Source organism: Streptomyces sp. NPDC054840 (genome assembly GCF_053611065.1).
Genome location: NZ_JBSGZP010000150.1, coordinates 1 through 12,830, shown reverse-complemented (window position 1 = coordinate 12,830; position 12,830 = coordinate 1). Strand labels below are relative to the sequence as shown.

At 73.3% G+C, this 12,830-nt stretch carries 14 protein-coding genes; all 14 read left to right on the top strand.

Features of this window, described 5'->3' with window-relative positions; all coding sequences use genetic code 11:
* Positions 1–89 precede the first annotated feature (89 nt).
* The 14 genes from ACWGIU_RS13815 (at position 90) to ACWGIU_RS13750 (ending at position 12,745) form a co-directional block, all read left to right on the top strand.
* Complete coding sequence (locus tag ACWGIU_RS13815; protein WP_453705454.1) at positions 90–1,874, top strand: nickel-dependent hydrogenase large subunit; 1,785 nt, start codon at positions 90–92, stop codon at positions 1,872–1,874.
* Positions 1,871–2,404: a hypothetical protein gene (locus ACWGIU_RS13810; protein WP_453705452.1), complete on the top strand. Its 534-nt coding sequence runs from the start codon at positions 1,871–1,873 to the stop codon at positions 2,402–2,404. Before ACWGIU_RS13815 ends, ACWGIU_RS13810 begins: the two co-directional genes overlap by 4 nt.
* A complete protein-coding gene (locus ACWGIU_RS13805; protein WP_453705450.1) occupies positions 2,401–3,072 on the top strand; it encodes a DUF5947 family protein in 672 nt (223 codons plus the stop codon). The genes ACWGIU_RS13810 and ACWGIU_RS13805 overlap by 4 nt, the downstream gene beginning before the upstream one ends.
* Positions 3,069–3,773 carry a DUF6084 family protein gene (locus ACWGIU_RS13800; protein ID WP_453705448.1) on the top strand — a complete coding sequence of 235 codons (705 nt, stop codon included), beginning with the start codon at positions 3,069–3,071 and terminating at the stop codon, positions 3,771–3,773. The genes ACWGIU_RS13805 and ACWGIU_RS13800 overlap by 4 nt, the downstream gene beginning before the upstream one ends.
* Positions 3,770–5,194, top strand: coding sequence for a hypothetical protein (locus ACWGIU_RS13795; RefSeq protein WP_453705446.1), 1,425 nt, complete (start codon positions 3,770–3,772; stop codon positions 5,192–5,194). Before ACWGIU_RS13800 ends, ACWGIU_RS13795 begins: the two co-directional genes overlap by 4 nt.
* Positions 5,191–5,730, top strand: a complete 540-nt coding sequence (locus tag ACWGIU_RS13790; protein ID WP_453705445.1) for a hydrogenase maturation protease — start codon at positions 5,191–5,193, stop codon at positions 5,728–5,730. Before ACWGIU_RS13795 ends, ACWGIU_RS13790 begins: the two co-directional genes overlap by 4 nt.
* Positions 5,727–5,834, top strand: a complete 108-nt coding sequence (locus ACWGIU_RS13785) for a DUF6893 family small protein (RefSeq protein WP_453705443.1) — start codon at positions 5,727–5,729, stop codon at positions 5,832–5,834. Before ACWGIU_RS13790 ends, ACWGIU_RS13785 begins: the two co-directional genes overlap by 4 nt.
* Before the next feature lie 138 nt (positions 5,835–5,972).
* The gene (locus ACWGIU_RS13780) at positions 5,973–6,368 is read left to right on the top strand and encodes a hydrogenase maturation nickel metallochaperone HypA/HybF (protein WP_453705441.1); all 396 of its coding nucleotides are present in this window, start codon (positions 5,973–5,975) and stop codon (positions 6,366–6,368) included.
* 3 nt (positions 6,369–6,371) lie between these two features.
* The gene (gene hypB / locus ACWGIU_RS13775) at positions 6,372–7,217 is read left to right on the top strand and encodes a hydrogenase nickel incorporation protein HypB (protein WP_453705439.1); all 846 of its coding nucleotides are present in this window, start codon (positions 6,372–6,374) and stop codon (positions 7,215–7,217) included.
* Positions 7,217–9,550, top strand: coding sequence for a carbamoyltransferase HypF (gene hypF / locus ACWGIU_RS13770; protein ID WP_453705437.1), 2,334 nt, complete (start codon positions 7,217–7,219; stop codon positions 9,548–9,550). Before hypB ends, hypF begins: the two co-directional genes overlap by 1 nt.
* A gap of 35 nt (positions 9,551–9,585) precedes the next feature.
* The gene (locus ACWGIU_RS13765) at positions 9,586–9,987 is read left to right on the top strand and encodes a HypC/HybG/HupF family hydrogenase formation chaperone (protein WP_453705435.1); all 402 of its coding nucleotides are present in this window, start codon (positions 9,586–9,588) and stop codon (positions 9,985–9,987) included.
* Positions 9,984–11,144, top strand: a complete 1,161-nt coding sequence (hypD, locus tag ACWGIU_RS13760) for a hydrogenase formation protein HypD (protein WP_453705434.1) — start codon at positions 9,984–9,986, stop codon at positions 11,142–11,144. The genes ACWGIU_RS13765 and hypD overlap by 4 nt, the downstream gene beginning before the upstream one ends.
* Positions 11,137–12,198: a hydrogenase expression/formation protein HypE gene (hypE, locus tag ACWGIU_RS13755; RefSeq protein ID WP_453705432.1), complete on the top strand. Its 1,062-nt coding sequence runs from the start codon at positions 11,137–11,139 to the stop codon at positions 12,196–12,198. Before hypD ends, hypE begins: the two co-directional genes overlap by 8 nt.
* 295 nt (positions 12,199–12,493) lie before the next feature.
* On the top strand, positions 12,494–12,745 hold the full coding sequence (locus ACWGIU_RS13750) for a DUF3040 domain-containing protein (RefSeq protein ID WP_453705430.1): 252 nt from the start codon (positions 12,494–12,496) through the stop codon (positions 12,743–12,745).
* Positions 12,746–12,830: the final 85 nt, after the last annotated feature.

Genomic DNA, 12,830 nt, shown 5'->3' with positions numbered 1-12,830 from the left:
CCGTGGCGCCCCGGATCCCCGGCCCCCCGGGCCTCCCCAGCACTCCCGACTCCAGCTCTCCGCACCGAAGAAGGGTCACGGCAGAAACGATGACACCGAAGACGAAGGCGGCCGCAGACGGCAGCGGCCTGGTGGAGATGGCCTGGGATCCGATCACCCGGATCGTGGGCAGTCTCGGCATCCACACGAAGATCGACTTCAAGCAGAAGCGGGTCGCGGAGTGCTACAGCACCTCGTCGGTCTTCCGCGGCTACAGCGTCTTCATGCGCGGCAAGGACCCCCGCGACGCGCACTTCATCACCAGCCGCATCTGCGGCATCTGCGGTGACAACCACGCCACCTGCTCGGTGTACGCGCAGAACATGGCCTACGGGGTGAAGCCGCCCCACCTCGCCGAGTGGATCATCAACCTGGGCGAGTCCGCGGAGTACATGTTCGACCACAACATCTTCCAGGAGAACCTGGTCGGGGTCGACTACTGCGAGAAGATGGTCCGCGAGACCAACCCGGGCGTCCTGGAGCTTGCCGAGCGCACTCCCGCCCCGCACGCCGGCGAGCACGGGTACAAGACCATCGCCGACATCATGCGCTCCCTCAACCCCATCGAGGGCGAGTTCTACCGCGAGGCGCTCCAGGTCTCCCGCTACACGCGCGAGATGTTCTGCCTGATGGAGGGCCGCCACGTGCACCCCTCCACCCTCTACCCGGGCGGCGTCGGCACCATCGCCTCCGTCCAGCTCTTCACGGACTACATGAGCCGCCTCATGCGGTACTGCGAGTTCATGAAGAAGGTCGTCCCGCTCCACGACGACCTGTTCGACTTCTTCTACGAGGCCCTGCCCGGGTACGAGGAGGTCGGCCGCCGGCGCGTCCTCCTCGGCTGCTGGGGCGCCCTCAACGACCCCGAGTACTGCGACTTCACGTACGCCAACATGACCGACTGGGGACGGAAGATGTTCGTCACCCCGGGCGTGATCGTCGACGGCAAGCTGGTCACCAACGACCTCACCGAGATCAACCTCGGCATCCGCATCCTGCTCGGCAGCTCGTACTACGACGACTGGCAGGGCCAGGAGCAGTTCGTCACCCACGACCCGCTCGGTAACCCGGTCGACCCGCGCCACCCGTGGAACCAGCACACCATCCCGGCCCCGCAGAAGCGCAACTTCGACGACAAGTACAGCTGGGTCATGTCGCCCCGCTGGTTCGACGGCAAGGAACACCTGGCCCTGGACACCGGCGGCGGCCCCATCGCCCGCCTGTGGTCCACCGCCCTGTCGGGCCTGGTCCACACCGACTACGTGCAGGCCACCGGTCACAGCGTCGTGATCACCCTGCCGCGCACGATGACCAAGCCCGAGACCCGCTTCGAGTGGAAGATCCCGAAGTGGAGCAACGCGCTGGAACGCAACCGCGCGCGCACCTACTTCCAGGCCTACGCGGCCGCCATCGCCCTGCACTGCGCCGAGAAGGGCCTCGCCGAGGTCCGCGCCGGGCGCACGCAGACCTGGGAGAAGTTCGAGGTTCCGGACGAGGGACTCGGCGTCGGCTTCACCGAGGCCGTGCGCGGCGTGCTCTCGCACCACATGGTGATCCGCGACGGGAAGATCGCCAACTACCACCCGTACCCGCCGACCCCGTGGAACGCCAGCACCCGCGACACCTTCGGCACGCCCGGACCGTACGAGGACGCCGTGCAGAACACCCCGATCTTCGAGGAGAACACCCCGGAGAACTTCAAGGGCATCGACATCATGCGCGCGGTCCGCAGCTTCGACCCCTGTCTGCCCTGCGGAGTCCACATGTACGTCGGCGGCGGCAAGACGGTCAAGACGATGCACGTGCCCACCGGTCTGAGCGGACTGGGCGGATGAGGGCCGCGATCGACGGCCCCCAGGCCGGGCGCCGGGTCGAGGAGGTGCTCGACCGGCTCGCCTCCACCGGCGACCGGGCGGCGTGCGCGGCGGCGGAGGAACTGGTCCGCGTCCTCATGGACTTCTACGGAGCCGGGCTCGCCCGGATCGTCGAGAAGCTCGGCGACGGCCCGCTCGAGGCGGTCTACGACGACGAACTCGTGGCGAGCCTGCTCTCCCTGCACGGCCTGCACCCCGAGGACGTCCACACCCGCATCGACCGCGCCCTGGCCGCCCACGGCGAACCGGTGGAACTGCTCGGCTTCGACGCGGACACCGGCGTCCTGCGGCTGCGCCCCGCCGCCGCCTCCACCGGCTGCGGCTGCGGCTCCGGTTCCGGCGGCGGGCGCGAAGCCGGGCGGACGCTGGAGGACACCCTGGCCTGCTTCGCCCCCGAGGTGACGAGCGTGGAGCAGGAGCCCGCCGCGGACTCGGCCCCCGCCCTCCTGCAGATCGGCACCCGGCCCCCGACCCCGGCGCGGGTGCCGTGAGCGGGCCCGGGCTGCTGCACGACGGCTCGCGCGCGCCGCGCGGGCTGCGCCGGTTCGCGGGCCCGCGCCCGCCCCGGCCCGAGACCTGCGAACTGTGCGGGGTCGCCGTGCCCCAGGACGGCCACCGCCACCTGGTGCAGACCGAACAGCGCACGCTGATCTGCGCCTGCACCGCCTGCTCCCTGCTGTTCGACCGGCCGGGCGCGGCCACCGGCCGGCTGCGGGCCGTACCGGACCGCTACCTCACCGACCCCGCCCATCGGCTCGACGACGGCGCGTGGGAACTCCTCCAGATCCCGGTCGGCGTCGCGTTCTTCTTCCGCAACGCCGCCCTCGACCGGCTGGTCGCCCTCTACCCGAGCCCGGCCGGAGCCACCGAGAGCGAACTCGACTCCGAGACCTGGCAGACCGTACTCGGCAGCGGCCGGCTGTCCACCCTCCTCGAACCCGACGTCGAGGCGCTGCTGCTGCGCCGCTCGGAGGGCCGCACCGACTGCTACCTGGTGCCGATCGACATCTGCTACGAGCTGGTGGGGCGGATGCGGCTGCTGTGGCAGGGCTTCGACGGTGGTGCGGAGGCCCGGGCCGCGCTGAAGTCCTTCTTCGAGCAGGTGGAACGCCGGGCCAGGGCCCTGCCCCCGACGGCGGACGAGGACGGGATCCGATGACGGAATTCGCCTTCACCTGCACCGGGGTGCGCGCCGACCCCTACGCGGCCGGCCCCACCCTCGTCTTCCGGCTGCGGATCACCGCGGCCGGCGGCGCCCGGGTGCACGCCATCGCCCTGCGCTGCCAGATCCGCATCGAACCGGCCCGGCGCGGCTACGGCCCCGCCGAGGCGGAAGGGCTCGCGGACCTGTTCGGCGAGCGCTCCCGCTGGGGCAACACCCTCCAGCCCGTGCAGTTCGCCCAGGTCTCCGTCATGGTCCCCAGCTTCACCGGCGAGACCGAGACCGACCTGGTCGTGCCCTGCACCTACGACATGGACATCGCCGCCACCCGGTACTTCGAGGCTCTCGCGGAGGGCGAGGTGCCGCTGCTGATGCTGTTCTCCGGCACCGCCTTCACCGGTGACGCCGGCTTCCGCGTCGAACCGGTGCCCTGGGACCGCGAAGCCGCGTACCGCATGCCCGTGGCCGTGTGGCGCGAGATGGTCGAACAGCACTTCCCCGGCTGCGGCTGGCTCCGGCTGCCCCGCGACGCCATGGACGAGCTGCTCGCCTTCCGCTCCCGCCACGCCCTCGCCTCGTGGGAGGCGACCGTACGGGCCCTGCTGGACGCGGCCGCCCCGCCGGAGCCGCAGACCCCACCGGGTCCCGTCCGGCTGGGCGCGATCCTGCCGCGCCTCACGGAGAGGGCGGCTCCATGACCACGACGACCACCGACCACTCCCGCTTCGCGGTCGCCCGGCAGGTGGCCGACGCGGTCCTGCTGGAGGGGTATGTGCTCTACCCCTACCGGGCCTCGGCCGCGAAGAACCGGCTGCGCTGGCAGTTCGGTGTCCTCGTACCCCCGGCCTGGGGCCGCGCGCACGAGGAGCACGTCTTCCAGCAGACCGAGATCCTGATGGAACCGAGGGGCGCGGCGACCCTCGCCGTGGAGCTGCGCTTCCTGCACGCGCAGCGGCGTACGGTCCAACAGGCGGCGGACGGCAGCGGGTTCACCGAGGTCGCCGAGCTGCACCTGGCCGACCGGGTCCTCGTGCCCTGGGACGAGGGCACCGAGGAACGGATCGAGGTGACCGTCCCCGTCGCCGAGCTGCTGGGCGACGAAGGCGTCACCTTCCCCTTCCGCCGCCCCGCCCGCGTCGACACCGAGCCCGTCCAGGACGCCGACGGGCGCACCGTGGGCCGCCTGGTGCGCCGTACCGAGGAGATCGAGGGCGTGCTGCGGCTGCAGGCCACCGAACTCCCCGGCGCCTACCGCGTGTTCCGGCTCCGGACGGTGGTGGAGAACACCAGCCCGTGGAGCCCGCCCCCCGGAGCGGGCCCCGTCGACCGCGAGGCCGCCCTGCCCCACTCGCTGGTCGCCGCCCACCTGCTGCTGGGCCTGGACTCCGGCTCCTTCCTCTCGATGACCGACCCGCCCGAATGGGCCCGGCAGGCCGTGGCCGCCTGCGAGAACCGGCACACCTGGCCGGTGCTCGCGGGCGAACCCGGCCGCACCGACGTGGTCCTGTCCTCCCCGATCATCCTGGAGGACCACCCGGCCATCGCCCCCGAGAGCGCCGGCGCCATGTACGACGCCACCGAGATCGACGAGATCCTCGCCCTGCGCACGGCCGCCCTGACCGAGCAGGAGAAGCGCGAGGCCCGGGGCACCGACGCCCGGGCGGCCGCCGTGATCGACCTCGCCGACTCGATGCCGCCCGAGGTGCTGGAGCGGCTGCACGGCGCCGTACGCGCCCTGCGGGAGGTCACGGGCCCCGAGCAGCCCCCGCTCATCGCGGAACTCGCCACCGGGGAGGCCGTGTTCCGGCCCGACACGCCCTGGTGGGATCCGGCCCGGGCGGACACCGCGGACCCGGCCCGCGACCGGATCACGATCGACGGTGCCTCGGTGGGCCCCGGCAGCCGCCTCCGACTGCGCCCCGGGCTGCGGCGCACCGATGCCCAGGACCTGTTCCTCCAGGGCCGTACCGCGCTGGTCGAGGCCGTGCTGCACGACGTCGACGGGGGAGTGCACCTCGCCGTCACCGTGGAGGACGATCCGGGCGCCGACATCCGGCGGGAACAGGGCAGGTTCCTCTACTTCCAGCCCGACGAGGTCACCCCCCTGGAGGACGCGTGAACGAACGGGTCCTGGTCGCGGGCATCGGCAACGTCTTCCTCGGCGACGACGGCTTCGGCGTCGAGACCGTGCGGGCACTGGCCGAGCACCCCCTGCCCGACGGGGTCGAGGTGGTGGACTTCGGGGTGCGCGGCGTCCACCTCGCCTACCAGCTCCTCGACGGCTACGACACGCTCCTGCTGGTCGACGCCACCGCTCGCGGCGGCGAGCCGGGCACGCTCTACCTCATCGACGCCGACGCCGACGCCGACGCCGACGCCGGGGCACCGCCGCCGCCCGTCCTCGACGGCCACCACATGTCCCCCGACGCCGTCCTCGCCCTGCTGGACACCCTGTGCGCCGGGACGGGCGCCACCCCGCCCCGGCGCACACTCGTCCTCGGCTGCGAACCGGCCGGTGTCGAGGAGGGCATCGGACTGAGCGCACCCGTGGCCGCCGCCGTACCGGAGGCCGTACGCACGGTCCTGGACCTGATCCACGGCCGGACCCATGACGAAACCGACCGGCCTCGCCGCGAACTGAGGAGAACTCCATGAAGAAGGCCTTGATCGGCGGGGCCGCGGTCGCCGCCCTCACCGCCGTCCTGCTACTGCCGGTCCTCCCCGACCTCCGCCGCTACCTGCGCATGCGCCGGATGTGACACCGCCGCGGGCGCGGCCGTGGACGCGGGTGCCGACACGAGCGTCCGAATGGCGTACGGGGCGGGCCGCGCACCGGCGTGCCCGACCGCACGGACCCCGTCCCGCCGGTTCAATGAGCCCCGGCAGGACGGAGTCCGATGCACGAGATGTCGATCGCCATGGCCGTCGTGGGCCAGGTGGAAGAGGCGGCCCGGGCGGGCGGCGCACAGGCCGTCACCTCCGTACGGCTGCGGGTCGGTGAGCTGGCGGGCGTGGTTCCCGACGCGCTGGCCTTCTGTTTCGAACTGGCCTGCGCCGGAACGGTCCTCGAAGGCGCCGAGCTCCTCACGGAGTCCGTGACGGCCCGCGCCCGCTGTGGCTCCTGCCCCGGCACCTGGGCGGTGGGCATGCCCCCGGAGCTGTGCTGCCCCGGTTGCGGCAGGGCCACCGACGTGGAACTGCTTTCGGGCCGTGAGCTGGAGATCCTCAGCGTGCGCTGGGAAGACGGCCCCGCCGGTGCCCGTACCCGCGAACCGATTCCCGAGGAGGCCTGAACCATGTGCCGAGTGGTCGATCTACGGCAGGCGGTGCTCGCCAAGAACGACGTCGCCGCCCGGGTCCTGCGCACCGAACTCACCGCCCGCGGTACGACGGTGGTCAATCTGCTCTCCAGCCCCGGCAGCGGCAAGACGGCGCTGCTGGAGCGCGAACTGCTCCTCGCGCGGGAGCGCGGCGTGTCCGTGGCCGCGCTCACGGCGGACCTGGCCACCGAGAACGACGCGGTACGGCTGGCGCGTTCGGGCGTACCGGTCAAGCAGGTCCTCACCGACGGGCTGTGCCACCTGGAGGCCGCGATGCTCGGCCGGCACCTGGACGGCTGGCTGCCCGAGGACACCCGGCTGCTCTTCGTGGAGAACGTGGGCAACCTGGTCTGTCCGGCCGGCTACGACCTGGGGGAATCGCTGCGGGTGGTGCTCGCCTCGGTGACCGAGGGCGAGGACAAGCCGCTGAAGTACCCGACCGCCTTCGGGCTGGCCCAGCTGATCGTGGTCACCAAGACCGACATCGCGCGGGCCGTCGAGTTCGACGAGGCCGCCTTCCGCGCCAACGTCGAACAGGTCAATCCCGGTGTGGAGGTGGTGCTCACCTCGGCGCGCGCGGGTGCGGGCCTGGGTGTCCTGCTCGACCGGGCGCTGGCGGCCGGGTCGGGTACGGGGACGCACACACCGGTGATGGCGCGTCAGCAGCACGGGTACGGCCACGGCCACGCGCACGGCCACGGCCACGAGCACGACCACGACCACGACCACGAGCACGAGCATGACCACGACGCGGGCCACGACGACGGCCACGACCCCGAGCGCGAACACCCGCACGTCCACACGGTCGCGCAGACCCGCTGATGGAGGCCGTGCAGCGGCGCCGGATCACCGTCCGGGGCGTGGTCCAGGGCGTCGGCTTCCGGCCCTACGTCTACACCCGCGCGACCGGGCTGGGCCTGGCCGGGCACGTCACCAACACCCCCGACGGCGTCGTCGCGGAGGTCGAGGGCGCCCCGGCGGCGGTCGTGCGGTTCTGCGAACGGCTCGCGGCGGACGCGCCGCCCCTGGCCGTCGTCGACGCCGTCGACCACTGGGAGGTACCCGTCGCGGGCGGCACCGGATTCACCATCATCGCCTCCCGGACCGGCGGTCCCGCCCGCACGCTCGTCTCCCCGGACGTGGCCACCTGCGCCGACTGCCTCACCGAACTGGCCGACCCGGCCGACCGCCGCCACCGGCACCCCTTCATCACCTGCACCCACTGCGGGCCGCGCTTCACCATCGTCACCGGGCTGCCGTACGACCGCGCCCACACGACCATGGCCCCCTTCCCCATGTGCACCGACTGCGCCCGCGAGTACGAGGACCCGGCCGACCGCCGCTTCCACGCCCAGCCCGTCGCCTGCCCGGCCTGCGGCCCCCGCCTCAGGCTGCTCACCGGGCGACCGCCCCGCGAGAGCACCGCAGCCGACCCGGTCGCCGAGGCCCGGCGGCTCCTGGCGGCCGGCGCGATCCTCGCCGTCAAGGGCCTGGGCGGCTACCACCTGGCCTGCGACGCCACCCGGCCGGGCGCCGTCGCCGAGCTGCGCCGGCGCAAGGCCCGCGGGGACAAGCCCTTCGCCCTGATGGCCCGGGACCTCGCCGACGCCGAGCGGTTCGCGCACATCGGCCCCGAGGAACGGGCCCTCCTCACGGGCGGCGTACGGCCCATCGTGCTGCTCCGCCGCCGCGCCGGTACGGACGGCCCGGACCGGGTCGCCCCCGGCTGCCCCGACCTCGGGGTGATGCTTCCGTACACACCCGTCCACCACCTGCTGCTCGGCCTGCCCGGGGATCCCCCGGGGCCCCGGCTGCTCGTCATGACCAGTGGGAACCTGGCGGGCGAGCCCATCGTCACCGACGACGACGAGGCCCAGGACCGGCTCGCCTCCCTCGCCGACGGCTGGCTCACGCACGACCGTCCCATCCACGTCCCGTGCGACGACTCCGTGGTCCGGGTGTGCGACGGCGAGACGCTGACGGTACGCCGCTCGCGCGGGTACGCCCCGCTGCCGCTGACCCTGCCGGTGTCCGTCCCCGCGAGCCTCGCCGCGGGCGGGGACCTGAAGAACACCTTCTGCCTCGGCGAAGGCCGTCAGGCCTGGCTGTCCGCCCACATCGGCGACATGGACGACCTCGCGACCCAGTACGCCCTCGAAGGTGCAGAGCGGCAGCTGGAGTCCATCACCGGAGTCGCCCCCGTGCTCCTCTCCGCCGACCGGCACCCCGGCTACCGCTCGACCCGGTGGGCGGAGCGCGCCGCGGGAGCCCGGCCGCTCGTCCGCGTCCAGCACCACCACGCGCACATCGCCTCCCTCATGGCGGAGCACGGTCTGGATGGCGGCCGCCCGGTGATCGGGGTCGCCTTCGACGGCACCGGTTACGGCGGCGACGGCGCCGTATGGGGCGGCGAGGTCCTCCTCGCCGACTACGCAGGATTCACCCGGTTCGCCCACCTCGCCTACGTCCCGCTGCCGGGCGGCGACGCGGCCGTGCACCGCCCGTACCGCATGGCGCTGTCCCACCTGCGGGCCGCGGGCATCGACCGGAGCCCGGACCTGCCCTGCGTCGAAGCCTGCCCACCGGAAGAAATGCGGCTGTTGGAACGCCAGTTGGAACGCGGGCTGAACTGCGTCCCGACCTCCAGCATGGGCCGCCTCTTCGACACCGTTTCCTCCCTGACCGGCATCTGCCACCTGGCCGGCTACGAGGCGCAGGCTGCGATCGAGCTGGAGGGCGCCGCTCTGGGCGCGAGCGAAGCCGATGCCGGACCCTGCTACGCCTTCGGCCTCCGCGCGGCGTCCGCCCCCGACGGCGGGCCGGTCACCGCCGATCCGGCACCCGTACTCGCCGCCGTGGTGGCCGACGTCCGCGCCGGTACGGCACCGGCGCTCATCGCCGCCCGCTTCCACGTTTCCGTCGCCGCCCTCGTCGCCACGCTCTGCGCACGCGCGCGCGAGCGGCACGGCCTGGACACCGTCGCCCTGACCGGCGGGGTCTTCGCCAACACCCTGCTCTCCTCGCAGTGCGCCCGGCGCCTGCGCACGGCCGGATTCACCGTCCTGCGGCACGGCCGGGTCCCCCCGAACGACGGCGGGCTGTCCCTCGGCCAGCTCATGGTGGCCGCCGCGCACCACACCCCCTCACACTCCTGACCCATCCCCTACAGACCCACAGCAAGGAGAAACCCATGTGCCTGGCGGTGCCCGGCAGAGTGCTCGACATCGGGGAGAAGGACGGCACCCGCATGGCCACCGTCGACTTCGGCGGTGTGCAGAAGGAGGTGTGCCTGGAGTACCTGCCCGACCTCCAGGTGGGCGAGTACGCCATCGTCCACGTCGGCTTCGCCCTCCAGCGCCTCGACGAGGAGTCGGCCAAGCAGACCCTCGAACTCTTCGCGCAGCTCGGCATGCTCCAGGAGGAGTTCGGAGACCCCTGGGAGCAGGCCGCAGCGGTCGGCGGCGAGCCCTGGCCCTTCACCGACGACCCCGACCCCGACCCCGACGCCGACCCCGACCCCGACCCCGACCCCGAACCCGGGCCCGGGCCCGGGCCCGCGCTCGCCGCACCGCAGGAGGAAGTCCGGCCGTGAAGTACATCGAGGAGTTCCAGGACCCCGACCTCGCCCGCCGGCTGCTGGACGACATCCATGCCACCGTGACCCGGCCCTGGGCCCTGATGGAGGTCTGCGGCGGCCAGACCCACACCATCATCCGGCACGGTATCGACCAACTGCTGCCGGAACAGGTCGAGTTGATCCACGGCCCCGGCTGTCCGGTGTGTGTCACCCCGCTGGAGGTCATCGACAAGGCGCTGGAGATCGCCTCCCGCCCCGATGTGATCTTCTGTTCCTTCGGGGACATGCTCCGGGTGCCCGGGACCGGCCGCGACCTGTTCCAGGTGCGCAGCGAGGGCGGCGACGTACGCGTCGTCTATTCCCCGCTCGACGCCCTGCGGATCGCCCAGGAGAACCCGAAGCGGCAGGTGGTCTTCTTCGGCATCGGCTTCGAGACCACGGCGCCGCCCAACGCCATGACGGTCCACCAGGCCAAGAAGCTGGGCATCCCCAACTTCAGCCTGCTGGTCTCCCACGTCCGGGTGCCCCCGGCGATCGAGGCGATCATGCGGTCACCGAGCTGCCGGGTCCAGGGCTTCCTCGCCGCCGGGCACGTGTGCAGCGTGATGGGCGTGCGCGAGTACCCCGCACTCGCCGCGCGCCACCGGGTCCCGATCGTGGTGACGGGCTTCGAACCGCTGGACATCCTGGAGGGCGTACGCCGGGCCGTACGCCAGCTGGAGCGCGGCGAGCACACCGTGGACAACGCCTACGCGCGCGCCGTGCGCCCCGAGGGGAATCCGGCCGCCCTCGCCATGCTGGAGGACGTCTTCGAGGTCACCGACCGGGCCTGGCGGGGCATCGGCGTCATCCCCGACAGCGGCTGGCGGCTGTCCGCCCGCTACCGGGACTTCGACGCCGAACACCGCTTCTCCGTCACCGGAATCAACACCCGGGAACCGGCCGAGTGCCGCAGCGGCGAGGTGCTCCAGGGGCTGCTGAAACCGCACGAGTGCGAGGCCTTCGGCACGCTGTGCACCCCGCGCAGCCCGCTCGGCGCCACCATGGTCTCCAGCGAGGGCGCCTGCGCCGCCTACTACCTCTACCGGCGGCTGGAGCTGGGGACCGTGCCCGCGGCCAAGGCCGGCAGGACCGCCCCGACCGCCCCGCGGGAGGCGAGCCCCGTTGTCTGACACCGCACTCGACATCACGGGCTGGACCTGCCCGGCCCCGCTGCGCGACCGCCCCCGTGTGGTGATGGGCCACGGCGGCGGCGGCGCACTCTCCGCCGAGCTGGTCCAGCACCTCTTCGCCCCCGCCTTCGGCGGCGACGTGCTCGCCCAGCTCGGGGACTCCGCGGCCGTCTCCCTGGGCGGGGTCCGGCTGGCCTTCTCCACCGACTCGTACGTGGTGCGGCCGCTGTTCTTCCCCGGCGGTTCCATCGGCGACCTCGCGGTCAACGGCACCGTCAACGACCTCGCCATGAGCGGCGCCCGAGCGGCCTACCTGTCCTGCGGGTTCATCCTGGAGGAGGGCGTCGAGATGTCGGTGGTGGCCCGCGTGGCCGAGGCCATGGGCGCGGCCGCGCGGGCCGCGGGCGTGGAGGTGGCCACCGGCGACACCAAGGTCGTGGAAGCGGGCCACGGCGACGGCATCTACATCAACACCGCGGGCATCGGGATCATCCCCGACGGGGTGGACCTGCGCCCGCAGCGCGTCGTCCCCGGTGACGTGGTCATCGTCAGCGGCGAGATCGGCCTCCACGGCGTGGCGATCATGAGTGTCCGCGAGGGCCTGGAATTCGGCGTGGACATCCAGAGCGACTGCGCGGCCCTGGGCGGCCTCGTGCGGAGCATGCTCGCGGTCACCCCCGACCTGCACGTCCTGCGCGACCCCACCCGGGGCGGCCTGGCGGCCTCCCTCAACGAGATCGCGGCCGCCTCGGGCACCGGCGTCGTGATCCAGGAGGGCCGCGTCCCGGTCCCGGCGGCCGTCGCGAACGCCTGCGCGATCCTCGGACTCGACCCGCTCTACGTGGCCAACGAGGGCAAGCTGGTCGCCTTCGTGCCGCGCGAGCACGCCGACGCCGTCCTCGACGCCATGCGCGCCCATCCGCTGGGCCGTCACGCGGCGGTGATCGGCGAGGCCGTCGACGCCCACCCGGGCCTGGTGGTGGCCCGCACCACCCTCGGCGGCACCCGCGTGGTCGACCTGCCGATCGGGGAGCAGCTGCCGCGCATCTGCTGACCGGTGCGCACGATGGATGCCGGCCCCGATGTGCGAGGCCGGCCGGGCGGGCGAAGCCGGGGGTGTCCGCGGAGTCCCTTCCCGGCCACCGCCGGGAGGCGCCCGCGGGCTCTCGGCGCCGGGCTCACGGCGCTGGGCTCACGGCGCTGGGCTCACGGCGCTGGGCTCACGGCGGCCGCGGCCGCCCGCGATGAACACCCCCTGCGTCTCGACGGCGTCGACGCGGAGCGGCTCGTGCCCTCGGCCGTGAACCCGCTCCCGCGCCCTCGCCCGGCCCACGGAAAGGAGCGGGGCCATGCCGGCATCCGATGATGCGAGGACCACCGGCCCCGGAGCCCCGGCCGGGCCCCGGCCCCGCCGGCGTGGGTACCGCCGGGCCGGCGCCTGGCTGGCCATGGCCCTGGCAGTCTGGGCAGCGGTGGCCGGGGCCACCCTGCCCAACGGGCTCGTCCTGGCGGCCGGCCTGGTCGTGGCCGCGCTGGCGGTGAACAGGCTGGGCGCGGAGCCCCGTACGCATCGCCGGACGAAGCCCATGGCCCCTCCCTGACCGCTGGGCCGTCTCTTTCGGATCTTGTCGGCCGAGCCTGCGGAGTCCGGTGCCGTGCCCGGCAAGGCGGGGGGCGCCCGCGTAC